Source organism: Oscillatoria sp. FACHB-1406, assembly GCF_014698145.1.
Taxonomy (GTDB): Bacteria; Cyanobacteriota; Cyanobacteriia; order Cyanobacteriales; family Spirulinaceae; genus FACHB-1406.
This window is the reverse complement of record NZ_JACJSM010000009.1, coordinates 13,262-36,782: the sequence shown is the minus strand read 5'-3', so window position 1 is coordinate 36,782 and position 23,521 is coordinate 13,262. Positions and strand designations below refer to the sequence as shown.

Here is a 23,521-nt window from a genome sequence, read left to right as displayed (position 1 = left end):
ATGCCTAGAAATCGTAGGAACGTTCAATTAAACGTCCTTATAATTAGCTTTACATAGACTTAGAAAACTGCTGATGTTTGGGTTCCCGCAAATAAGCATCGAAAACAGCAGCAATATTGCGGATTAACAATCGTCCGGCTGCGGTAACTTTAATTCCGTGCGGTACGATTTCGATTAAACCGTCGTCTTCTAAGGCTTTGAATTCGGGAATTTCGCGGTTGAAATAATCCTCAAACTCGAAATCGAACCCTAAATGATATTTTTCTTCTAAGGCGTGGGATGAGAGTTGAAATTCGCACATCAATTCCATGATAACTGTGCGTCGAATTAAGTCATCGCGACTGAGACTGACACCGCGCTCTATTGGCAGTTCGTTGTTATCGATCGCGGCATAATAATCCTTGAGACGTTTGTGATTTTGCGCGTAAACGTCGTGCAGCATACTAATCGAAGTCATCCCAAATCCAAGCAAATCCGATTCGGGCTGCGTCGTGTAGCCTTGGAAGTTGCGGTGCAAGGTTCCATCTTGTTGCGCGATGGAAAGTTCGTCGTTGGGTTTGGCAAAATGATCCATACCAATATAAACATAACCATTCCCCGTTAGCTGCTCGATTGTCATTTTGAAAATAGCGAGTTTTTCGGCAGCATTAGGTAGCTTATCTTCGGGAAGATTGCGCTGTACTGCTTTCATCCACGGCACGTAAGCAAAGTTAAATACTGCCACGCGATCGGGATTAAGTTCGCGCGTTTTTTTGATGGTTTCTGTAAAAGTTTCTAGCGTTTGAAAAGGCAATCCATAAATCAGATCGACATTAACGCTCTCAAATTCTGCCTCGCGAATCCAACTCATCACATTGAATAGCATTTCTTCGGGTTGGACGCGATTAATGGCTTGCTGAACGATGGGGTTAAAGTCTTGGATGCCGAAACTGATGCGATTAAAGCCTAAATTTCTTAAAAATAAAATGTAGTCGCGATCGACAAAGCGAGGATTAATTTCAATCGAAATTTCTGCGTCCGGATTGAAGTTAAAGTGCGATTGAATCGTTCGCCACAAAAACTCAATCTGAGTCTGATTTAAATAATTTGGCGTACCCCCGCCCCAGTGCATCTGGTTAACTTGGCGCTGAGAATCAACCAGTTCGGCAACTTGTTTGATGTCGCGGGCGAGGTAGTTAAGGTAAGGTTCCGCAACTTGTTTGCGTTGCGTTATCAGGGTGTTGCAACCGCAAAAATAACACGGCGTTTCGCAGAAGGGAATATGGCAATAGAGGGAAAGTGGCGTTTGTTTGTAATTTCCGGCTACGATTCCGGCTTTGAAATCGTTGCCTGTAAAATCGGTTGTGAGTTGCGTAGCCGGGGGATAGCTCGTATATCTAGGTAGGGGTTTATTGTATTTTTGAATTAGGTTTGTATCGAATTTTACGGCTTGTTCTAGAAGTTGCATTACAGTTTTTGAGGAAAGTTTCTAATGTAAAAAAACGATAAATAATGGATAGTTGATAATAGCTTAAAATACTTTAAGCCGTATCATCGTATTATCCATTATTCATTATTCAACCGCGACTAATTCTACTGCTGGTTTTCCGGGAGCGCGTTCGGTACTACCTGGAATATCTTGGCGCGTTAGTAACTCGAAAACATGAATACCTATGGCGGCTTTTACTTCGTTTTCTAATTCATGAACGACATCGCGATTGAGCGCAAACGCATAATTTGCTTCTTCAACAATTCTGGCAACGGTAGTCTTATCAATCGGCAGTCGATCGAGCGCGTCGCGATATTTATTTTTGAATTCTCGCCGCGCTTCAACGGTGGAAATTGCATTGAATTCATAGAAGTTAATGCTGCGATCGCTCGGTAATTTTAAGGCAGAACGGATAATATTTTTCAGGGCTTGTCCGCCGGAAAGATCGCCCATATAACGAACGTAGGCATGAGCAATCAGGAGTTCGGGTTCGTTGTTGGAAATTTCTTTGATGCGCGCGACATAGGTTTTTCCCGCTGCGGACGCATGAATCAAATCGTGCCAATCTTCCCCATAAAAATACGCTAAGTCTTGCTCTAACTTCTCTTTACGGTTTAATTCGGGGAAATAAATCGCTCCGACAGCCGGATGCTCGATGTGGCGTTCGAGTTCTGCTTCTAGGGTACTGTAAACGAAGTACAAATCGGCAAAAAGTTTGCGGAGTGGTTCTCTTTCCACAATCCCTTTAAGGAAGCATTTCATAAAGGCGGTGTTTTCCGCTAGGGTGTGGGATTGCTTGGTTCCTTCTCGCAGTTGCGTTGCTAAGTCGCAAGTCATGGGTTGCTCTCCTAAGCTGGGAAATGGGCGATTTCGTTTAATCACTCTATAGCGATAAAGCATTTGGAGATAAATAAGTTTTCAAAACTTTACATTGGAGGGAACGAGTAACGCTACAAAGCCTATTAATCCGTGCTTTAACGGCAGGATGTGAAGATTTGAAAAGAAATCGCTCTTAAAGCGGTCTATATCCATAGAGTTATTAAAGGCAAATTTTTCAGCAACGAAGGAATTGAGAAGTTATGAGCGATCGCGTCCAACCCCTTCCCCAACCCACGACCGAAAACAGAATGCCGCCTGCGGACTCCAAAGACCGAGCAAAGCAGTTCGTAATGGACTTACAAGATGAAATCTGCCAAGGTTTAGAAGAAATCGATGGCAAAGCGAAGTTTAAGGAGGATAGCTGGGAGCGAGAAGGCGGCGGCGGCGGGCGCACGCGCGTGATTCGCGATGGCGGTGTATTCGAGCAAGGCGGCGTTAATTTCTCGGCGGTGTGGGGGGATACGCTTCCGCCTTCAATTTTGGCGCAACGCCCGGAAGCAGCAGGACACAGCTACTTTGCGACGGGAACTTCAATGGTTCTCCACCCGCGCAGTCCTTACATTCCCACCGTTCACCTCAACTATCGTTACTTTGAAGCTGGCCCGATTTGGTGGTTTGGCGGTGGTATCGATCTCACGCCGTACTATCCTTTTGTTGAAGATGTCATTCATTTCCACAAAACCATCCAGCAAGCGTGCAACGCGCATCACCCGGAATATTACAATGTGTTTAAACGCTGGTGCGATGAATATTTTTACCTGAAACATCGCCAAGAAGCACGGGGCGTAGGCGGGATTTTCTTTGATTACCAAGATTATCGCGGGCAGTTGTACTGCGGTTCAAATCCGGAACAGGAGGCGGGGCAGTACGCGAAAGAAGTCGGTTTTGTGGGGCGCGGTTGGGAAGATTTGTTTGCGTTCGCTCAAAGCTGCGGGCATTCCTTCTTACCGGCGTATTTGCCTATTGTCGATCGCAGAAAAGATTTGGGATACGGCGATCGCGAACGTAACTTCCAATTGTATCGCCGGGGACGCTACGTTGAGTTTAATTTAGTTTACGATCGCGGCACGATTTTCGGCTTGCAAACCAACGGGCGCACCGAATCGATTTTAATGTCGCTGCCGCCCTTAACCCGCTGGGAATATGGCTATCAACCCGAACCGGGAACGCCGGAAGCGGAGTTAACGGAAGTGTTTCTCAAAGCGCAAGATTGGGTTAACTGGAAGCAATCCGATGAAAATAAAGCGCGGGATTTACGGTTTAAATTTCACCACGAACTGGAGCAAGTTTATCATCGCTGCTTCGACGAACTAACAGATGCAGGATTGCGCGATCGCGAAATGTCGGCGCTAGCTCAAAGTTTATTGCAATCGCGCCAAGAAGCTTTTAAGCCGTTACTCTCCGTCGAAGAATTGGAGGAGTATCAAAAAGTCTACCCAGACGAAGCCCCTTAAAGATGACTATTTTACCCGTGTAATCTCCTTCTAGGGCGGTTCAATACCGTCCCTTTTTTTTGATTTAAAATCGGGAAAGACAATGCTTGCCCAACTGAGAATTCGAGATTTTCTTCACGATATAGCCTCTAAGCGCGATCGCACAAAACCTGACGCATTTTCCGCATATTCGTGGGTAAATCGAAGTGCATCGCTTGCTGAATCAACAGTCCGGGGACGGGGATTAAGGGAGTAGCAGCAACGCTGTAGGATAGGAGAGTGCCGTTCTCAAAGTCTTCTAACTTGAGATCGGCGCTGAAATCGACGAAACTTCCTTTTTCCATGCGAAATTGGATTTGCTGCTGGACAACTTCGATCGCTTTGAGGTAAATTTCCACCTCAACCGCCAGCATCAGAAAAGCTTTGCGAGCCGTTTGATACAATCGCTTGTACCCAGAAGTCAAACCTTCGGCTTCCGGTAAAACCCGACTTTCGACGATATCGGGGAAGTAGTGAACCCAACGCGGATAGTTCGTAACTTGCTGCCAAACGAGCAATCGCGCCATCGGCAGATACATACTCGCCGTACAAGCGCCACCCCAAGCTGTATGGGACTGCGCGTTCAAAATAATTTCTCCTCTCAGGAGGGCGGTTTGTTGATATTGAGTCCAGGCGGAAAGTGCAGGCATACCGATATAGGTAACGAAGTTTGGGCGGAATGGCGATCGCTAATACCGAAAGCGAATAGCACCTATTTACCAATTTACTCGCGTGAATGCCTAATAATGCAAAATTTTCGTGAAGTTATGGTGAAAAACCCGTGTAGTTTTTACCGATAGGTTGACAGAGCGAGAGACATCTGTATATTTACTCAGCGATCGCCAGCAATGCCCCTACACAAACGTGACGCATCCCATCCTAAATCTCAATAAACAATGGGGTGTAGTACGCAGTCGGCGCAGGGAAATGTGTCGATGCTTTCAGTATCTAACCAAACTTGCCTTCTCCGTCCCGCAATTTCGAGCATCACTATCATGGTTTCTTTGTCCGCGTCCTTCGATTGTTGCGTCTTCAGCAGGTCTCTCAGTGGGGTGTAGTCCGCGCCTTTTTCTGACTTCAGTTCGACTGCATCCAACGGATCGGTGTTTTGTTCCATATCGTTCGAGAATTTAGATGAGCAGATAAGGATAAAATGAATGTGCAATTGCTGGGTTTCAGCTTCTTTTTCTATTATTCACGATTGCCACTACTGGATCCATTGATTTTGCACGATTCCCCAAGAGAACATAACCAAGAGGGCATAACAGTGTTATGCCCCTACAGGAAAAAAATCAGTGTATCGCGGTTAGGAATCGGCATTACGACGATTTCACCCCTTGTTAAGAAAGGATTGCTATAGTTTCATGATTCCCTCTCTTGCCGACTCCAAAATTGTAGAAAGAAACGCCTTTCGCATTACGTTTGCCCCCCTTTCCTTAGAAGAAGCGTATGGGTTAGCGGATAATGCAAGTAATGGGGCAGTTGTCGTAATGAGCGGTACGGTTCGTAATAAAACTGATGGAAAATCCGTCGCTTTTTTGGAATATCAAGCCTACGAACCGATGGCGTTAGAAATATTCCGCAAAATTGCCGCAGAAATTCAAGTAACCTGGCCGAGTACCAATCGAGTGATTATTCACCATCGCGTTGGGAAACTTCAAATTGGCGAAATTAGCGTTTTGGTGGCGGTTGGTTGTCCCCATCGCGGTGAAGCGTTTGAAGCGTGTCGTTACGCAATTGATACGCTCAAGCATAATGCCCCGATTTGGAAAAAGGAACATTGGCAAGATGGTTCGAGCGAGTGGGTGAGTATTGGTGCGTGCGAAACTCAGCCCTAATCGAATAGCACTGACATAAAGAAAGAATAAATCGCCTGTAAGTAGGAGGGCATAAAAAAAGTTAACAAGACTTGTAGGGGCGGGTTTAGCTGAAACTATTGTTATGAGAGCGATCTAGAAATAAAAACCCGCCCTCCCCGCTGAAAGTCTTGGCTGGTGGGCGCTGCCCACCCTACCCAATGTCCTAAGCTAAGACTCCCAATTACGAATTACGAATTACGAACTACGAATTAGAATGGGGGCGGTGGGACTTGAACCCACACGACTTGTTCAGGGTCAACGGATTTTAAGTCCGCAGCGTCTACCATTCCGCCACGCCCCCATAACCTTTGAGGTTAGCTTATTTAGTGTAGCAGCATTTGTGTCAATTAAAAACGCGATCGCTGCCTTAATGCTGAATTTTTTGGCAAACCTACCCGATACGGGGAATTTCGCTCAACTGTGGACGCGGGGTTCTGGGTGTAAGGTGGCAAGCAGTTCGCTCTCAATAACGGCGAGTTCTTCGAGGCGACTTTGCACGACGGCGCGATCGCAGTAAGTATCGGCAAGCAGCCAATAAACGCCGTAGTGTCGAGCTTCTGAGGCGACCAGAGCGCGGTAGAATTTAGCCAGTTCGGGATCGGGGCAATATTCCCCGAGGAGGGCGAGGCGTTCGTGCGATCGCGCTTCAATTAACGCCGAAACAAGCAAGGAATCCAGCAATCGGTGCGGTTCGGCGCGGCGGACTTGCGCTTTGAGTCCGGCAGCGTAGGGCGGCGCGTTCAGCGGTGCAAGCGGTACGCCTCGTCGTGCCAGCCATTGATTGACTTGCTCGAAATGTTCCAGTTCCTCGCGCGCGATCGCCGTCAGTTGTCGGACGAGTTCCTCGCGCGCAGGGTAGCGAAACATGAGATTGAGTGCCGTGGCTGCTGCTTTGCGTTCGCAGTGGGAATGGTCGAGTAAGACTTCATCGAGATTCGCGATCGCCTGTTCGACCCATGCTCCACTCGTTGGCTGTTGCAAAATATTAATTTTTACTGCTGTAGAATAAGTCACGCCCTACTGAACCTCAAACCTTATCTAGGGTTAAGTCTAACGGATTTTCCGCGCGAAGGGCTGCTAACGTATAAGAGCAGAAAGTGCAGCCCGTCGCGGTTCTTATAGCAGTTCCTATAATTAAATAGTGGTTGCCAGTCAAAATCGGGAACGTTAAACAGATCGGCATAACAAACAATCCCTCTCACTCGGGGAAATCGTTAGGATTGCTCGATGTTAAGGAAAATCTGCTGTTCGATGTATTTTTGGATGTGCGAAGGGAAACAATGACAAAGCGTCGAATTTTTATTGGAGATGTGCATGGTTACTACGATGCACTCATGCAGTTACTAGATGCGATCGCACCCACTGCGGAGGATATGATTTACTTTGTGGGCGACTTAATCGATCGCGGCCCGGACAGCGATCGAGTTGTAGAATTCGTGATGTCAAATAACTGTCCTTGTTTGCTCGGCAACCACGAACAAATGTTTCTCGATGTCCTAGAAGAGCCAGATTTGCCCCATCACATTCGTCAATCCTGGCTCTACAGCGGCGGTCAAGCCACCCTCGACAGTTACGGCGATCGCGGAATTCCGCCCGAACATTTTGAATGGCTAAAAAATCTGCCCGCCTACCTAGATTTAGGCGATATTTGGCTAGTTCATGCAGGCGTGCATCCGCAAATGCCCCTCGAAGAGCAAACTATCGAACAGTTTTGCTGGATTCGCGATGAATTTCATTACATGGTCGAACCCTTTTTCCCAGACAAACTAATTATCGCCGGTCATACGATCACCTTTACCCTCCCCGGCGTTCAGCCTGGAAAATTAGCGCGCGGTTGCGGTTGGCTCGATATCGATACAGGGGCTTATCACCACCAAAGCGGCTGGCTGACGGGTTTTGACTATACCAATCAACAAGTCTATCAAGTCAATACGCTGACGGATCGGCAGCGCGTTCTCCCCTTAGAAGAAGTCGTAACCAAAGTTCATCCCCTTAAGCTTTTAGGAGGGCGGCGAGGATTACGTTATAGCCGCTCGTAATACTCTTAAGTTATGAATGATGAGTGGGGGAATTATGAGTTATGAATGATGAATTATGAATGGGTGAATGGTGAATGATGAGGGGGGAATTACGAATTACGAATTACGAATTACGAATTATCATAGGAGACTATACAATATTGGAGCTACAAGCCCGATAGTTAAGTTTCTGCAATGTCTACTGTTTCCCCGTCAAGTCTCGATCGCGCCATTCCCCTCGATCGCATCCGCTACAACGAACAAGGTTTAGTTCCAGCGATCGCGCAGGATTACCTCGATGGTACGGTGCTAATGATGGCCTGGATGAATCGAGAATCCCTGGAGAAAACGCTGCAAACGGGGGAAATGTGGTACTGGAGCCGCTCGCGCCAAGAATTGTGGCATAAGGGGGCAACTTCCGGACACCTCCAAAAGGTGCGATCGCTGCGTTACGATTGCGATAGCGATGCGATTTTGGTCGCGATCGAACAAATCGGCGATATCGCTTGTCATACGGGCGAGCGCAGTTGTTTCCATCAAGTCGGGGAGGGGAAAGAAGCGCCGCCAGCCAATACGTTATCGGGATTGTACGAAACAATTCGCGATCGCCGCGATAATCCCCTCGAAACGTCTTACACCTGCAAGTTATTCAACGGCGGCGATAACAAAATCTTGAAAAAAATTGGGGAAGAAGCCGCAGAAGTGGTGATGGCTTGTAAGGATGACGATAAAAGCGCGATCGCTTCCGAAGTCGCCGATTTGTTTTATCACGCCCTCGTCGCGATGGCACACCATAACGTTGAATTGCGGGATGTTTATCGCGTCTTAGAAGAACGAAGTAAATAATGGATAATTGACAATGGATAATGGATAATTAGGTAATGGATAATTGACAATGGATAATGGATAATTAGGGCTTGTTGGAACGTCCCAAATAGGAGTTAGCGAGCCAATTGTGCTTCCTCCTCAAGCACTCATCATTCATTATTCATCATTCACTATTCATTATTCATCATTCACTATTCATCACTCATCATTCCCCCATTCACCACTCATCATTCATTATTCATTATTCACTATTCATTATTCCGCGATCGCCAATCATTAAGAATGCACTCAGCAATATTCAACGCAGCGCGAGGTTGCCCGATTTCGAGGGCAGATTTTCGCATCTCCTGAAGGCGTTCTGGATGTTCGAGCAAATAACGAACTGCTGGGGCAACCATTTCTAATAATCGCAATTGTACGCCTGCCCCTGCTGCCGCGATCGCGTCGGCATTCTGTTCTTCTTGTCCCGGAATCGGATCCACAATTACCGTCGGCGTACCGCGTGCCAAGATTTCGCTGCTAATCAGTCCGCCCGCCTTCGCGATCGCTACATCGCTTGCGACTATCAAATCGTCAACCGAATCGATAAGCCCAAGCTTGCGTAACTCCACCGTCGGACTGCTTTCAACTTCTTCCAAGGCCTCCAACAAATCCTCATTGCGCCCCGCCCCCACGATTAACGTTCCCGAAGGCAAAGTCGCTAGCAAATCCACAACCATAGCGCGAACTCGACGGGAATTGAGTCCGCCGCCAAAAAGGGTTATAACGGGAGCATCTAAGGGAAGATTGAGACGCGATCGCACCTCTTCCTTCGTTTTTGGTTCCATAATCTCCAGCTTGATGGGAATCCCGGTAACGTGGAGAATATCGGGATTTACGCCACGTTGAATCAACAAATTAGCTCCCAATTTATTCGGCAAAAAATAGCCATCAACACCGTAATTAATCCAAGTGCTGTGGGCAATGATATCGGTAATAACGACATATTGCGGTTTAGAAAGCTTATCTTCTTGTTCCAATAATTGCAGAAAACGACTGGGAATTTGTTGGACGCAAACAATAACATCGGGGTCTAGATCTCGTACCAACTGACCCAATTTCCTAAAGAAAAGACGTTCGATTTTTGCCCAAGCGAGGTTATTATCGAGGGATTTTTCCAAATCCGCCGTATCGCTGCCTTCATAAAACGCTTTGTATAACTGCGGCGCTTTCTCGCTTAATTGCTTGTAAGCTTGGGTAACTGCACTGCGATAGATCGGACTGGCATAATCGAGAGCATCTTCACTCGTCACCGTCACTTCAGGAAAACGAGCAAAAGCTTCCTCCAGTGCCTTCGCCGCGCTGATATGTCCCGAACCGAGGGAGGAATAGAGAATGAGGATTTTGGTCATAGGGGGCTAATGGATAATGGATAATTGACAATTGACAAGGACAATTGAGAATGGAATCCCTTGAAGCTTGCGAAACGTTCTTTGGGGGAGGCACATTCCCCTTAAAACTCCAAAGAAATTCCAACTCGTAGCCCACTGATTCGACTGTTTCGAGTCGCCCTCGCTCGAGCTACCGTGTCGAAAATTGTATCGCTAAGCGCAGCCTTCAACATACTTCACTTCCGGCAATTTGCCACTGCGAAGCCGGGTGACTATTCCGCTCGCGTCAGTTTCAAAAACTACCCGATAATTGCCCTGTGCGGAGTCTCGCGGCACAAAAATGAGATATTTGCCCCCCGAAACGTATTCGTGGGGTTCTGCTTTGATTTGTCCGGGATAGAGTGCGCGAATGCGCGCTTCACTGTCGCCAATTTTTGCGCCTCCGAGCGTAGTAATGCTGCGAGTGTCGATATCAATGCGGGCAATTCGACCTTCGACGACCATAAAAGAAACGTCTTTCGGTTCGCCTTCCGGTCGATAGTACAGGCAGTAGCGTTCGGGGTTGGTTCCCCACTCGACAATTTTAGTTCCGGCGGCGCGGCTTGCTTCTTCCGGGGTCATCCCGACGCGAACGGGGCCGAGGCTAGTTAGGGCAAGTTTTGCCGTCGTATCGAGTTTGCGGGGAAGGTTGGCTAAACAGCGGTTGTCGCCGCTACCATCGCCAAGACAGTTGCCATTTTTATCGAGAATAACAGCAGAATCGACGGTGGGAAATTGTTTGAGGGTAGCGTTGAGGGCGCTGAGGGCGCGCGCATCATCTCCCACGCCGCCGGAAACAACCGTGCGACAAAATTGCAGTTGCGCGACTTTTTTGGCAATTTCAATCTTAAAGTCGCTGCCGCAGTTGGATGCGTCTTTTAGTCGGACGGCGCGGACGAGTCCGACTTGTTGTTCTTGGGAGGTGGGACCTTCGAGGAGTTGCGCGATCGCGAATTGAGCGACCCCATCGCTGTTAGTATTTCTCCAAACGGGTTCGACGTAACTGAAGTTCTCGTTACTTTCAGGCGTTTTAGGGAAATAAACTTTAACGCGATTTTTAAATTGAGGTTGTTGAGGCGTGGGGGTTGGCGAGGCGGGTTTAGGAGAACTAGGAGGGGGTTCAGAAGTCTGGCTGGGTTCGGGGGAGGGCGGATTATTGGTAACGGGGGGTTGGACGCTAGGGCATCCATTTAGGGTTGCTGAGATAGCGAGGAGGGAGAGAAGGAATAGCTTCGAGCGGTTAAACATATCGCAGTCTTACAGTCTTACAGTCTTAAAGTGTCACTAACGAGGACTCTTCTAAACTAACGATAACAAGCTCGCTCTAAGAAATCTTGCAGGAAGCGCTAAACTAATCGCCATGAAAATTCTGGTTTTAAATGCGGGTTCTAGCACCCAAAAAAGCTGTTTGTACGAAATCCTGAATGCCCTTCCCGATACGCCGCCCAAACCGCTTTGGGAAGCGAAAATTGACTGGATGCAGGATGCGGCGATGCTGTCGGTGACAACGCAGCAAGGTACATCGTTAGAAGAACAAATTTTAGGGGGAGAACGCCAAGAAGGGATAGGGCGAATGTTAGCGACGCTGTATCAAGGTGAAACGCAAGTGCTATCCGATCTCCAAGAAATCGATGCTGTCGGACATCGCATCGTTCACGGCGGCGAGAAGTATCGCGAAGCGGTGCGCGTGACTCCGGAAGTTGTCGAGGCGATCGCGTCTTTGATTCCCCTTGCACCGGAACACAATCCCGTCAACCTCGAAGGAATCGACGCAATTTCTAAAGTGCTGCCCGATGTAATGCAAGTCGCCGTCTTCGATACCGCCTTTCACGCTACCCTTCCCCCCGCCGCCGCCGTTTATCCCATTCCTTACTCTTTTTACGAACAAGGGATTCGCCGCTATGGGTTCCACGGGATCAACCATCAGTATTGCCGCGATCGCGTCGCAGCGCTACAAAATCGCCTTCCCCACCGCCTGATTACCTGCCACCTCGGTAACGGCGCATCTCTCGCCGCCATCCGCGACGGCACTTGCATCGATACGACAATGGGATTTACGCCCCTGGAAGGGTTAATGATGGGCAGTCGTTCCGGAAGTATCGATCCCGGCATTCTCATTCACTTACTGCGTCAGGGCTACGATGTCGAACGCTTAAACCGCTTGCTGAATAAAGAATCGGGGTTGAAGGGACTGTCGGGAGTGGGGAACGATTTGCGACAAATTAATCGCGCGATCGCGTCTGGAAGCGATCGCGCCCAACTCGCCTTAGAGGTTTACCTCCACAGCTTGCAGCGACACATTGGAGCGATGCTAGTCTCTTTAGGTGGTTTAGATACCCTCGTTTTTACCGGCGGTGTCGGCGAAAATTCTCCCCTCGTGCGGCGCAGTGCTTGCCAAGCCTTAGAATTCCTCGGATTGCAACTCAATGAAGCCGAAAATGAAGCGCGTCCCATCGATCGCGATATTGCCAGTGCTGAATCGCCGGTTCGCGTCTTTGTTATCCGCGCTCGGGAAGATTGGGCGATCGCGCAAGAATGCTGGAAAATCAATGATGAATGATGAGTTCTGAATGATGAAAGAGTATAAGGTATCGAGTTTTAAAACCCGCCTCTACTCATAATCGATCGCTCACAATTCATCACTCATCATTCCGACCCAACTCGCTAGCAATCTCCTCTAACAACGTCGCCTTCTTCGCCTCCAATTCTTCGCGTTCGCCTTTTTCTTGCAGCGTCAGTTCGATTAACTTCATCTCGTGCCGTTGTTTTTCTGCCTCGATCGCTTCCAAGAGCGATTCGCCTCGTTGATGATATTCGTTAAACAAAGCTTCCATTCTCTCCACCGCCCAATTTGGAACGGGGACAATCCGCCCGGAAAGCTCGCCAACGATTTGCTCGCGCGTTTCGTCCGGGAAATCTTCTAAGACACTCGAAACATCCTTCCAAAAATTCAGATGTCCCCAATATGTATGAACGTCTTCGTTTTTAATGCAGGCTAGCGTTTTGACAACTCGTTGCCGAGCTTGACTGTCAGCCTCAACCAGCACTGCTTCTAAATTCTCCTTCCGTTGCTCCCACCGGACAAACATTGTGTGGTATCTCTAAAAATAAAGTCGGGCTTGGGCCTATTTTGACACACTACGTCGGGCTGAAGCCACGACAATCTTGCCACTTCCCCTAGAGCCACAATTGCTGTCATCTTACTTCCCCCATCTGTTGCTATGCAATCTTCCTCCCCCTTCCCTGACGCGATCGGTTGGGTCGATCGCGCCATGATGCAGCGCTGTCTAGAACTAGCCCGCCGCGCCTTGGGGCGCACAACCCCAAACCCGCTCGTCGGTTCGATTGTTGCGCGCAATGGCGAGATTGTCGGCGAAGGCTTCCATCCCGCAGCCGGACAGCCCCATGCCGAAATTTTTGCGCTGCAAGCGGCGGGCGAAAACGCGCGCGGAGCGACGGTTTACGTCAATTTAGAGCCTTGCAATCACCACGGACGAACCCCGCCCTGTACTGAAGCTTTAATCGCGGCAGGCGTGGCAAAAGTGGTAGTCGGCGCGATCGATTCCAATCCCCTCGTTGCCGGAACGGGAGTCGATCGCCTGCGCGCGGCGGGAATCGAAGTTATCGTCGGAGTCGAAGAAGCCGCCTGTCGCCAACTGAACGAAGCTTTCTTTCATCGCATCCGTTACCAACAACCTTTCGGCATTCTCAAGTATGCCATGACCCTAGATGGCAAAATTGCGGCTAGCAGCGGCCATAGTGCTTGGGTAACGGGAGAGAAAGCACGCCATCTCGTCCACTGGGAACGCGCCGCCGCCGATGCCGTTATTATTGGGGGCAACACCGCGCGCCAAGATAATCCCCTCCTCACCAGCCATAACGTCCATCCCCACAACCCGTTGCGCGTCGTTATGAGTCGCAGTTTGAACTTACGCCTCGAGGCGAAGTTATGGCATACGGCGGAAGTCGCAACACTGGTATTAACAGAAACGGGGGCAAATGCCACCGTTCGCGGGAAATTGGAGCAACTGGGCGTAGAAGTGGTGGAATTGTCGCCCTTAACTCCAGCGGCGGCAATGGCGCATTTGTACGATCGCGGCCTTTCTCGGATTTTATGGGAATGTGGGGGCGTTTTGGCTGCTGAAGCGATCGCGCAATCTGCCGTTCATAAAATTATGGCCTTTGTCGCCCCCAAAATTATCGGCGGTCGCGATGCGCCTTCTCCCATCGGCGAATTAGGATTAACTCAAATGACGCAAGCGTTACAACTGGAGCGCGTTACCGTGACGGGTATAGAACCCGATTTTCTCATCGAAGGATATTTGCCGCTAGAAAACAGAGCGAATGATTCAATTTCGTAGCCCATTGAAGCGAGTTGGAGATAACCTCAACAGTTATTTCTTCTAACCTTCCGCTCTAACCGATTCAATAAGTAGAGACGTTTCATGAAACGTCTCTACGACTGCATTCTTTTTACTTCAATAACTATTTGCTGATAGTGAGAATGAAAACCTTTCAACCGAGGGATGTCTTAAGAGTATCAATTATTCATTATTCAGCAAGCCCTATTTCAATCTGACAAGATGGCTATTTTTTACCCCTTTAAAGAGTTCGATATCGATCGCTTACTACAGCGATCGCTTAAACGTCCTATGCAGAAAAATCGCGAAGATTAGCGCGATCGCGCAACGAGCGTTTAAGGGTGGATAAAACTCAACAATTCGCTAAACTGAGGATAACGCCATTAATTTCTTCAAGGGGGTGAGGTGTCGGTGATATTAGGTCAAGTCCTAGACGGACGCTACCATATTATTCGAGTTTTGGAAGCGGGAGGATTTGGTCAAACCTACCTGGCTGAAGATCGCCGCCGCCCCGGACAGCCGGAGTGCGTCGTCAAGCAACTCAAACCACTAAGCAACACGCCGCGAGATGTAACGGTAGCGCGGCGGTTATTTCACCAAGAAGCCGAAATCCTCGAAAAACTCGGCAATCACGATCGCATTCCGCGCCTACTGGCTTACTTCGAGCAGAACGCCGAATTTTTCCTCGTCGAGGAATTCATCGACGGACTCTCCTTGCGCGGGGAATTCTTACCGGGGCAACAATGGACAGAACATCAAGTTCTCAATCTCCTCAAAGAAATTTTGCCCGTTCTCGAGTTCATTCATAGTTTTGGGGTCATTCACCGCGACCTCAAACCCGATAATATTATCCGGCGCGCCTCGGATGATAAGCTTTGTCCGATTGATTTTGGAGCCGTCAAGCAAGTGCGAACGGTTTCTGGCAACGAGCGCAACCCCGCAACACAAACCGTTGTTATCGGCACTCCGGGCTACATCGCCCCCGAACAAGCCCAAGGCAACCCCCAGCCCAACAGCGATATTTACGCCCTCGGTATTATCGCCATTCAAGCCCTCACCGGCAAAAAACCGCTTCAGTTCCAAAGCGAACCCGATTGGGAAAATAACTGGCATCTAGATTTAATTATCAGCCCGGAGACGATCGCGGTTATCTCGAGAATGGTTTCCCCTTCCTACTCCCAGCGCTATCCATCTGCTAAAGCTGTCTTAGAGGATTTAGAACGGCGCGCTCGAGACGGCGAAAACATCTCTCCCCTCAGTCGTTTTTTCCAAGGCGTGAGTCGCGTCCTCACCACTCCCATCGGCGAACTCTTCCCCAGCAGCCAGCCCGAACTCGATGAAACGGATGCCGAAACAGTTGTCCTTGAAACGAGTCGTCTCTCAAATCTAACCCTCAAGGCAGAAGCAACCGTTGTCGATCGCCCGGAGATCGTCTCGATCGCCTACGCCGATCGCGACATCGATCGCACCCTCGCTAACGAACTTTACCAAGCGCTAACCGCCGAGGGTTATCGCGTCTTCCTCTGTCCGAGCGAAGAATGGAACAGCCGCGCCAACGAGGGTTTAGAAATTTGCGATCTGTTCGTGGTGTTGTTGTGCGAGTATGCAGCCACCAGCGAAATGATAACCGAGCAGGTGAGTCGCGTCAAAGGGCGGCGCGATCGCTCCCTCGACGGTAAACCCGCCATCCTCCTAGTACGAGTCAACCTGCCCGAACGCGCCCCCCTCAACTACGAATTGCGCGGCTATCTCGCCAGTTTACGCTCTAACGAAGATCCGCGCAGCGGCACGCGCGACTGGCACTCTCCCGCCGACACGCCCGCCCTCCTCGAAGAACTGCACCTTCGGCTTTCCGGCGCGCCAGAAGACTTCCCAACCGAAGAAGACTATCTCCCCACCCTCCTCCCCGCCGAAGAAAGTCCCAGCGGCAAACCCTTACCCGCCGCCGAACCCGTTCTACCCGAAGGACAAGTCGGTTTAACATCAGTCTTCTACATCGAACGCCCGCCCATCGAAGCGCGCTGCTACGAAACCATCATCCAACCGGGCAGTTTAATTCGCATTAAAGCGCCCCGACAAATGGGCAAAACCTCGCTGATGGCGCGCATTCTCCAGCACGCCGAACAAGAGGGCGGCAAACCCGTCAGCCTTAGCTTTCAACTCGCCGACGGCAAAATTTTTGCCGATCTCGATAAATTTTTGCGCTGGTTTTGTGCCAGTATTACCCGCCGCCTACAAATCCCCAACCGCGTTGGCGATTACTGGGACGATCTTTTCGGCAGTAAGGAAAATTGTACGACGTATTTTGAAGACTATTTACTGCAAGAAATCGAGAGTCCAATCGTTCTCGGACTCGATGAAGTCGATCGCGTTTTTGAATATCCTGAAATTGCGGAAGACTTTTTTAGCTTGTTGCGCGCTTGGCACGAAGAGGCGAAAAATCGAGAAATTTGGCAAAAGTTGCGCTTAGTCGTGGTGCATTCGACGGAAGTTTACGTGCGCCTCAATGTCAATCAATCGCCGTTTAACGTCGGGTTGCCCGTCGAACTGCCTGAATTTAATGGCCAACAGGTGCAGCACTTAGCGCAGTTGCACGGATTGGACTGGAAAGCGCGCGAGATCGAACCGTTGTTAGCTGCCGTTGGCGGACATCCTTACCTAGTGCGCCTCGCTCTCTATCATATTGCTAAAGGCGATACAACCCTCGAGCGACTGCTGCAAACCGGAGCCTCGGAATCGGGATTATACGGGGATCACCTGCGCCGCAATCTCTGGATTCTCAAACAATATCCCCAACTCGCGATCGATTTTAGGGTTGTGGTAGCAGCAAACGAACCTGTTTCTATTCAACCCGACACGGCTTTTAAACTGTATAGTATGGGGTTATTGCATTTGAGCGGCAATGAAGTATTACCTCGCTGTGCGGTATATCGCGATTATTTCCGCGAGCGTCTCGAGGGAGTTTCGCAAATTGCCCCTCGTCCGGAAACACCCTCTATTGCAACGCAAGGAAGCAGCTTAGCCGCGATCGCCTTTACCGATGTTGTCGATTCTACTGCACTTTCTGTCGCCAATCCTACCCAAGCATTAGAATCGATGCAACGCGACTTTCAACTCATGCGCGAGATTTGTCAGCGCTACGACGGACAAGTTCTTAAATCGATGGGCGATGGCTTATTAATTTATTTTGTCAGCGCCGTTAAAGCCGTCGATTGCGCTCGAGAAATTCAAAGAGCGTTAGCGAAAAAGGCTGAAACTTTGCCGGATATTGCAATTCTAAGACATCGAATTGGCATTCACGTTGGCGATGTTTTCTTTAACGGCGACGACGTTTTAGGCGTTGGAGTCAACATCGCCGCGCGATTGCAAGCCAAAGCAGAACCGGGCGGGATTTGCATCTCGCAAACCGTTTATGAAGTCGTAAAAAATAATTTGTCTCTTGAAGTTAACTATTGCGGACCGCAGGAATTAAAGGGATTGCCCGAACCTGTGCCTATTTATCAAGTGGCACTCAGTCTTCCCTCAGCCTGAAAACGCATAGCTAGCTTATGGCTAAAGCTTTTGGTGGAAAGTAAAATGGCGAAAATAAAGCAACGTGCGATTGCGAGTTTAATGATTCTTTTAGGTACGGTTTCAGTATTTTTAGGAAGTTGTTCTAAGGATTCGAGCCTTTCCGAACCAAACAATCCGAGCCGTGCTGAAAAAGAAAACGTTAGCCTTACTGAAAGGGAAAATTCAAGCAGTTCGGAAAAGGAAACTTTAAAGAGTCCCGAAACAGAAAAATCCAGCAGTCCTCAGAAAGAAAATGTCAAGAGTTCTGAAAAAGAAGCTGCTAAAAATGATTCAAGTTACCCAAGCTTAGGAACGATTACTCAACTACAATCCGGAGATTTAATGTGCTACGCAACAGTCGCAGACGATAACAATAAAACTTACAACCTAGGCGCAACATTTGAAGTTTGCGAAGGCGCTTCAGAATTATTGAATAAAAAAGCTCGTTTAACTTATCAAGAAACGCGCGTCAATGACTGTCAAAGTAACGAACCTTGCGGCAAAACACGCTTAGAAAACCTGATTTCTGAGGTTAAAATTGTCGGTTCTGCCGATTCTGGCGATTCTGCCCAACAAGATACCACTATTTTAAGTAATGGAAAATGGCGGCTAGAAATTGGCAATATGAAGTCTTGGGATGGAACGAATGGCACTGGAAGTGTGAGTTATCGAGGCTGCGACAACAAAAATAATTGCATCGATTTAACAGGCGGAAAAGTCACTTGTCGGGAGGGCGTTTGCCGTACTATTTGGCAAAACGGAGAATATTCTTATGTCGTCGAACAGTTTATAACGGATGGGGAAGCAAAACCCGCTAACTTGATTGTTCGGCAAGGCGATCGAGTTATTTTAAGAGAAACTGAATTTCGTTCTTAATTTTTAGGAAAGAATTATATAGCGTTTTTCGTTTGCGTGAGGTACAGTTCCAAAAATCAAATCGGTAGGGGCGCGGATTTCGAGGTCGCCTCGAAATTAAACGCCGCCCCGTAGGGGCGAATGGTATTCGCCCGCTAGGTGTACCTCATCCCTGTGAAAACTGCTATACAAATCCATGTCATAAAATTTTGTAAAGTGAGTTCGATCGTCTCGATGTCTTGCGGAAGGCTAAACGATTGGTTAGCATAGCAGTAATAATGTTAGGGAAATATTAATGGTTAAAATTACTCGACGGGCCATCGCTAGTTTAAGCATAATTGTGGGTGCGAGTTCTGGATTATTAAGCAGTATTGCGATCGACAGCGCCCACGCTCAAAACTCCTCTAATTATCCGAGATTAGGGACTATTACCGAACTGCAAGTTGGCGATATCATGTGCTATGCAACAGTCGTCAGCGATAGCAATCAAACTTATAACATTGGTGCAACTTTTGAAATTTGCGAGCGCGCTTCCGAAATTCTCAATCAAAGAGTCAATTTAACCTATAATAAACTGTCTGTCAATGACTGCCAAAGTATCGAACCTTGCGGAAAAACTCGTTTAGAGACGCTGATTTCTGAAGTTGAACTAGCAGATTTGCCAGAGCAAGATTTGCTGGTATTACGCAATGGAAAATGGACTTTAGAAATTGGAAATATGAGTTCCTGGGATGGAACGAATGGAACTGGAAATGTGACTTATCGCGGTTGCGACAACCAAAATAATTGCATTGATTTAACGGGCGGAAAAGTCACTTGTCGGGATGGCGTTTGCCGCACTGCTTGGCGAAATGGAGAATATTCCTATGTTCTCGAACAATTTATTACAGAGAATTCTCAGCGACCTGCAAACTTAATTGTTCGCAAAGGAAACCGCATCATTTTAAGAGAAACTGGATTTCGTTCTTAATTTGTAATTAGCGACTCATCATTCCCCATTCACAATTCACTCCTAATGGGAATTAGAAGCTAGAAAGCTCGATCTTATACCAATTCTCATTGATTTTGCACGAATCCCTAAGAGGGCATAACGGTGTTATGCCCCTACGGCGACGAATTTAGTGCAAAACTTGTAGGAAATGGTATTACTGTTCTTTTTCCCCTCTCGCCCACCATTGGGAGAGGGGCTGGGGGTGAGGGAAATTAAGACTTTCGGATATTGCACATCAGACGTAATTCATAACTCATAACTCATAATTCATAACTCATTTTTTATCCAATCGAGATAGGGTTGAGAACCCGCCACAATTGGTAGTGCAATAATTTCAGGAACTTCGTAAGAATGAAGTTCCCGAACTTTTGCTTCGAGCGCTGCAAAACAAGCCAGACGGGTTTTAATCGTCAGTTGCCATTCCTCGTCCGCATTTACTTCCCCTTTCCAAACGTACATCGAATGAATAGGAGCCATGCTGACGCAAGCTGCGAGTCGCGCGGAAAGAAGAGCAGAAGCAATTGCTTCTGCTTCCTGCTGCGAGGCGGCGGTTACAAGAACAACGCAGTAACTGTCAGCGTTCGATTCTTGACTAAGATTCGAGAGCATAAACCTGACCGTTAATTAACAAGCGCTTAATGCCTTTTGCCTCCAAACAAGCGCCCGTTTTTTCGAGCATTTTGCCGTCGGGAATCTTAATCACCCGTTGTGAACGTTTGGAGAAACGCCGAGCAACGCGATGATTGTCGAAAATCGGCAGCGTTTTTTGTTGAATTTCATCGGTGGGAATCGTGCCGAGGTCGCCGAATTCGCGTAACAGTGGCGTAACCAATTCTGCTGCGCGATCGACGACTAAGTAGCATATTCTCGGTAATGTTGCTTCGGAAAAAGGTAGGACTTGAATTTTAATCCGACTTTTAACGGTGGGGGTTACTTCCTCCCCGTCAGCCCAATCGTCGTCCTCCTCATCAAAATCATCACCCTCTTCTTCAAAATCTTCGAGATCTTCTTCGGTATCGAGGTTGAGATCGCCCAAATCTTCTCCAAGCATTTCTTCGAGAGCATGAACGCTGTCCTCGTCTTCTTCCTCGTCTACCTCAAAGTAGTTAACTGCTGGCGTTGACAGGATTGGTTTTTCGACGGCAGTTTCGGGAGAGGGGGCAGAGGAGCGTCGCCGCGTCCGCCGTGGGTTAGGGGCGGGAGGAGAGGGGGTTTTGAGTTCCTCGGGTTCGTTGGCGCTCAATAACTCAAGCAGGGGCGCTTCTGGCTCGTCTGGGGGCGGGGTGAATTGACTCATAACTTGGGCAGCACCAGCGGGAGTTCGGCTGAGGCGCTTCTGTTGGATGAGTTCTTCATACTCGTTTTCCGCGAGGTGAGTTTTCAGGAAGCGACTAATCGTAGAGCTACTAACTTGATAGCGCTCTGCGAGGGTGGAAGTCGTTTCCTGGGGCGTTCGATAGAGTTGGAGGATTTCTTGTTTGTCGGAGTCGGTCAGTTTTCTTGGACTCATGCTACTTCAGTGCGATCGCTTGCCTTTCTGCGCCGTTTTCGCGGACGACTAGATATGTCATATTCTAAGGCAGCACCAATTGCAAAGAGAATACCGCTAAAAACAAAGAACACTTCGAGCAGCCCGCCGCTGACATATTCAGTGGGAAGCGTCCCTGCATATTTAAACCACATATCGGCCACGTATTTCGCGAGGGCAGCGGCGGCAATCATGCGCCACGAGAGGGATACAGCCCCGCCCCAAAACGCGAGTAACAACATTGCTGCGATAATGAGCAGGGCGACATCGCAGAGGATGTAAAAAACGTTAATCGGCGTGGAAAACTGAAGTAAAAATTCTTCGGTAGCGGGAACCCAAGCGGGAATTTGGCGCGCCGGAGATTCAATTTCTGTTTTAGGGGGTTCTGGGGCGGGTACGGTTTGTTCGATCGCGGCTGGTGTTGCGATCGCCGGTTCGAGATCGGCGGATACTGCTGGTTTGGCTAAGGCAACCCACACGGCTAGCGTCATGCCAATAACCGCAATAACTGAAAGCGTCCCCCACTGCCAGCCTTCCAGGTTCAAGCGCCTCGATAACACTGCCAAAACCATTCCGCCGCCGAGCAAAATATAGAAGGACATATAGAAGAAATCGGCGGGGGAAACTTCCGGATCGAGACCCCAGTAAACTTCCCAAAACCCAAAAATCAAGTCGGCAATGAAGTACGAAAGAATGCCCAAACCGACGAATAACCAAACGTTGCGACCGCTAACAATTTTCGGACTTTTCCAGTTTCGGTAGCATAAGAGCGCAGCACAAATAAAGGGTAGCGATTCTGCAACATAGGTAGCAATTAAATAGGCTTGGGAGTCGCCAAATTCTGGCGCAACAATGCCACCAATAAACAGAAATAAAGAGAGAATTGCCCAAGCAATTCCAACGTAGATGACTTTCTGACCATTCAAGTAGGTGCCAGATTCCTGGGATTTTTCTACAGCACTGCTCATAGGACTTTATTTGGGTGCTAAATCAGAACAATATTTTGACATGATTTTCAACAAGGAATGGGCGATCGCGCGTTTTGGGTTGCGCTGGGCTGCCCGAACAAGGCGAAACTATCGCCAGCATTTGCCTAAAGGAGTTCGTTTCAGCCAAGCCAGAAACTGCTCTCTCTCCTTATCGGGCATATCTTGTAAAATATCTTCAACTTCTTCAGCAAAACTCGTATTGCCAAAGTAGGCTTTGCCGAAACGGTACAGTTCTTGAAGAAGGGTGATCAATTGATGCTCTTCCCAAGGCTGAACTTGGCTGATATCGAGGGGATCGACTTGAGTTAACAGTCTTTCGACGGCTGCGGGCGAATCGGCTTGGGCAAACTTCCACTCGACAAAGACTTGAGCGATATCTTTTTGGAATTGTTTGGCTTGTCGATTGCCGAGCAAGTCTTCGATATCTAGATACACCGTCTGTAACAGGATTAAACTTGCTTGCGCGAGGGGAACGAGCCGAGCATCCGCCATACTCTCTTCGTCGCTCAACTGATCGGCACGAATTCTACCCCAAATACTATGGCGATCGGGTTCTTCGAGGAGAATACAGAACTTTCCTTGGTTGTCTGTGAGATCTCGCCAGTAATTCCGCGCTTCTTCGGCTTGGTTCGCTGCGAAAACACCGATCAGCCGGAAACTCTGATCTTGATATTTAAGAATTGGGATTTTTTGCTCTCGCTTCGGGTGCTGAATGCTTGAAATTTCAACATCCTGTCTTTTTAAAATAAACATAGTCTCTGGCAAATGACTCCTGACAGGGTTGTAGGGTCTGTAAACTAACCATCGCAGGACGCAAAGGCTTTGTCCCTAACGATATTTTGTAGAGAACAAAATTCAGGGGGGTGTATCATAGCCCGATTTTATCCGATCTGAGATATCTGGGTAAACCGAGAATTCAAGGCGCGGCATTCTTCCCGTCAGCAAAACTGAAGGTCGCCTTATGGTATAGTATTACAGCAATGCAGCATTGCGTGACAAATTGGCAGGACGCATTCTGAGGTCGCGATGCAACGCTTTAGGCGCTTTCCTGCCGAAGCTCCCGACCTAATCCCCCGTTTCGATGCTTTGAAGCTCGATTTTTGCCGCGTGACTCATTGAAGCGATCGCGTACTATCCGAATCTTGCCTGAAAACAATTCAGGGGATGTTCGCAGTTTTATCGTTCGAGAAAAGATTTCCTGCTGCTCCCGTCGTGCTGCGATCGCGGCTTACCGAAAGATTATTCCTTCTAATAGGGATACTCAGAGCATCGGTAATATGGAATTTCATTATCAATTATCCATTATCCATTA

The 23,521-nt window shown here is 48.4% G+C and carries 21 protein-coding genes, 1 tRNA gene and 1 pseudogene; 9 read left to right on the top strand and 14 right to left on the bottom strand.

The genetic code is table 11. The annotated features are described in order from the left end of the window. Positions 1–49: 49 nt before the first annotated feature. Positions 50–1,447, bottom strand: a complete 1,398-nt coding sequence (gene hemN / locus H6G50_RS11300; protein WP_190716228.1) for an oxygen-independent coproporphyrinogen III oxidase — start codon at positions 1,445–1,447, stop codon at positions 50–52. A gap of 105 nt (positions 1,448–1,552) precedes the next feature. Further along, entirely contained in the window at positions 1,553–2,305 is a 753-nt protein-coding gene (locus tag H6G50_RS11295) for a heme oxygenase (biliverdin-producing) (RefSeq protein WP_190716226.1), read from the bottom strand. 242 nt (positions 2,306–2,547) lie between these two features. Between H6G50_RS11295 and hemF the strand changes: the two are divergent. Next, a pseudogene (hemF, locus tag H6G50_RS11290) lies at positions 2,548–3,570 on the top strand (oxygen-dependent coproporphyrinogen oxidase); the annotation flags it as partial. A gap of 359 nt (positions 3,571–3,929) precedes the next feature. Here the strand turns inward: hemF and H6G50_RS11285 are convergent. Continuing rightward, complete coding sequence (locus tag H6G50_RS11285; RefSeq protein ID WP_190716224.1) at positions 3,930–4,469, bottom strand: SRPBCC family protein; 540 nt, start codon at positions 4,467–4,469, stop codon at positions 3,930–3,932. A 236-nt stretch (positions 4,470–4,705) separates the two neighbouring features. Next, positions 4,706–4,936 (bottom strand): GUN4 domain-containing protein, encoded by a 231-nt coding sequence (locus H6G50_RS11280; RefSeq protein WP_190716222.1) that lies wholly within the window; start codon positions 4,934–4,936, stop codon positions 4,706–4,708. A 247-nt stretch (positions 4,937–5,183) separates the two neighbouring features. Here H6G50_RS11280 and H6G50_RS11275 point away from each other — a divergent pair, with 247 nt between their 5' ends. Next, positions 5,184–5,657, top strand: a complete 474-nt coding sequence (locus H6G50_RS11275) for a molybdenum cofactor biosynthesis protein MoaE (protein WP_190716221.1) — start codon at positions 5,184–5,186, stop codon at positions 5,655–5,657. 236 nt (positions 5,658–5,893) lie between these two features. On the opposite strand, the gene H6G50_RS11270 is transcribed toward H6G50_RS11275, so the two are convergent. Both H6G50_RS11270 and miaE read right to left on the bottom strand, forming a co-directional pair. Then, positions 5,894–5,979 (bottom strand) — tRNA-Leu (locus H6G50_RS11270). A gap of 113 nt (positions 5,980–6,092) precedes the next feature. Continuing rightward, positions 6,093–6,692, bottom strand: coding sequence for a tRNA isopentenyl-2-thiomethyl-A-37 hydroxylase MiaE (miaE, locus tag H6G50_RS11265; RefSeq protein WP_190716219.1), 600 nt, complete (start codon positions 6,690–6,692; stop codon positions 6,093–6,095). A gap of 266 nt (positions 6,693–6,958) precedes the next feature. On the opposite strand from miaE, the gene H6G50_RS11260 reads away from it, so the two are divergent. Both H6G50_RS11260 and hisIE read left to right on the top strand, forming a co-directional pair. After that, positions 6,959–7,717 (top strand): metallophosphoesterase family protein, encoded by a 759-nt coding sequence (locus H6G50_RS11260; protein WP_190716217.1) that lies wholly within the window; start codon positions 6,959–6,961, stop codon positions 7,715–7,717. A 174-nt stretch (positions 7,718–7,891) separates the two neighbouring features. Then, entirely contained in the window at positions 7,892–8,542 is a 651-nt protein-coding gene (gene hisIE, locus H6G50_RS11255; protein ID WP_190716214.1) for a bifunctional phosphoribosyl-AMP cyclohydrolase/phosphoribosyl-ATP diphosphatase HisIE, read from the top strand. Between the two features lie 230 nt (positions 8,543–8,772). Here the strand turns inward: hisIE and H6G50_RS11250 are convergent, their stop codons facing one another. Further along, the gene (locus H6G50_RS11250; RefSeq protein WP_190716213.1) at positions 8,773–9,915 is read right to left on the bottom strand and encodes a glycosyltransferase; all 1,143 of its coding nucleotides are present in this window, start codon (positions 9,913–9,915) and stop codon (positions 8,773–8,775) included. A gap of 192 nt (positions 9,916–10,107) precedes the next feature. Continuing rightward, entirely contained in the window at positions 10,108–11,181 is a 1,074-nt protein-coding gene (locus H6G50_RS11245; protein WP_190716211.1) for a GerMN domain-containing protein, read from the bottom strand. A 112-nt stretch (positions 11,182–11,293) separates the two neighbouring features. Here H6G50_RS11245 and H6G50_RS11240 point away from each other — a divergent pair, with 112 nt between their 5' ends. Further along, positions 11,294–12,493, top strand: a complete 1,200-nt coding sequence (locus tag H6G50_RS11240) for an acetate kinase (RefSeq protein WP_190716209.1) — start codon at positions 11,294–11,296, stop codon at positions 12,491–12,493. A gap of 79 nt (positions 12,494–12,572) precedes the next feature. Here the strand turns inward: H6G50_RS11240 and H6G50_RS11235 are convergent, their stop codons facing one another. Continuing rightward, positions 12,573–13,022: a hypothetical protein gene (locus H6G50_RS11235; protein WP_190716207.1), complete on the bottom strand. Its 450-nt coding sequence runs from the start codon at positions 13,020–13,022 to the stop codon at positions 12,573–12,575. Positions 13,023–13,154: 132 nt separating this feature from the next. Here H6G50_RS11235 and ribD point away from each other — a divergent pair, with 132 nt between their 5' ends. The 4 genes from ribD to H6G50_RS11215 all read left to right on the top strand — a co-directional run bounded on the left by ribD (position 13,155) and on the right by H6G50_RS11215 (position 19,671). After that, positions 13,155–14,294: a bifunctional diaminohydroxyphosphoribosylaminopyrimidine deaminase/5-amino-6-(5-phosphoribosylamino)uracil reductase RibD gene (gene ribD, locus H6G50_RS11230; protein ID WP_190716205.1), complete on the top strand. Its 1,140-nt coding sequence runs from the start codon at positions 13,155–13,157 to the stop codon at positions 14,292–14,294. Positions 14,295–14,705: 411 nt separating this feature from the next. Continuing rightward, entirely contained in the window at positions 14,706–17,825 is a 3,120-nt protein-coding gene (locus H6G50_RS11225; RefSeq protein ID WP_199302807.1) for an AAA-like domain-containing protein, read from the top strand. A gap of 45 nt (positions 17,826–17,870) precedes the next feature. Beyond that, the gene (locus H6G50_RS11220; RefSeq protein WP_190716203.1) at positions 17,871–18,722 is read left to right on the top strand and encodes a hypothetical protein; all 852 of its coding nucleotides are present in this window, start codon (positions 17,871–17,873) and stop codon (positions 18,720–18,722) included. Between the two features lie 274 nt (positions 18,723–18,996). Beyond that, the gene (locus tag H6G50_RS11215) at positions 18,997–19,671 is read left to right on the top strand and encodes a hypothetical protein (protein WP_190716201.1); all 675 of its coding nucleotides are present in this window, start codon (positions 18,997–18,999) and stop codon (positions 19,669–19,671) included. A 288-nt stretch (positions 19,672–19,959) separates the two neighbouring features. Here the strand turns inward: H6G50_RS11215 and cutA are convergent, their stop codons facing one another. The 5 genes from cutA to H6G50_RS24395 all read right to left on the bottom strand — a co-directional run bounded on the left by cutA (position 19,960) and on the right by H6G50_RS24395 (position 23,498). Continuing rightward, positions 19,960–20,301, bottom strand: a complete 342-nt coding sequence (gene cutA, locus H6G50_RS11210; protein WP_190716199.1) for a divalent-cation tolerance protein CutA — start codon at positions 20,299–20,301, stop codon at positions 19,960–19,962. Beyond that, the gene (locus tag H6G50_RS11205) at positions 20,285–21,202 is read right to left on the bottom strand and encodes a transposase (RefSeq protein WP_190716197.1); all 918 of its coding nucleotides are present in this window, start codon (positions 21,200–21,202) and stop codon (positions 20,285–20,287) included. Before H6G50_RS11205 ends, cutA begins: the two co-directional genes overlap by 17 nt. Next, positions 21,199–22,188 (bottom strand): hypothetical protein, encoded by a 990-nt coding sequence (locus H6G50_RS11200; RefSeq protein WP_190716196.1) that lies wholly within the window; start codon positions 22,186–22,188, stop codon positions 21,199–21,201. Before H6G50_RS11200 ends, H6G50_RS11205 begins: the two co-directional genes overlap by 4 nt. A 108-nt stretch (positions 22,189–22,296) precedes the next feature. Continuing rightward, on the bottom strand, positions 22,297–22,962 hold the full coding sequence (locus H6G50_RS11195) for an Npun_F0813 family protein (protein WP_190716195.1): 666 nt from the start codon (positions 22,960–22,962) through the stop codon (positions 22,297–22,299). Positions 22,963–23,366: 404 nt separating this feature from the next. Next, positions 23,367–23,498: a hypothetical protein gene (locus tag H6G50_RS24395; protein WP_277882682.1), complete on the bottom strand. Its 132-nt coding sequence runs from the start codon at positions 23,496–23,498 to the stop codon at positions 23,367–23,369. Between the last annotated feature and the right edge of the window lie 23 nt (positions 23,499–23,521).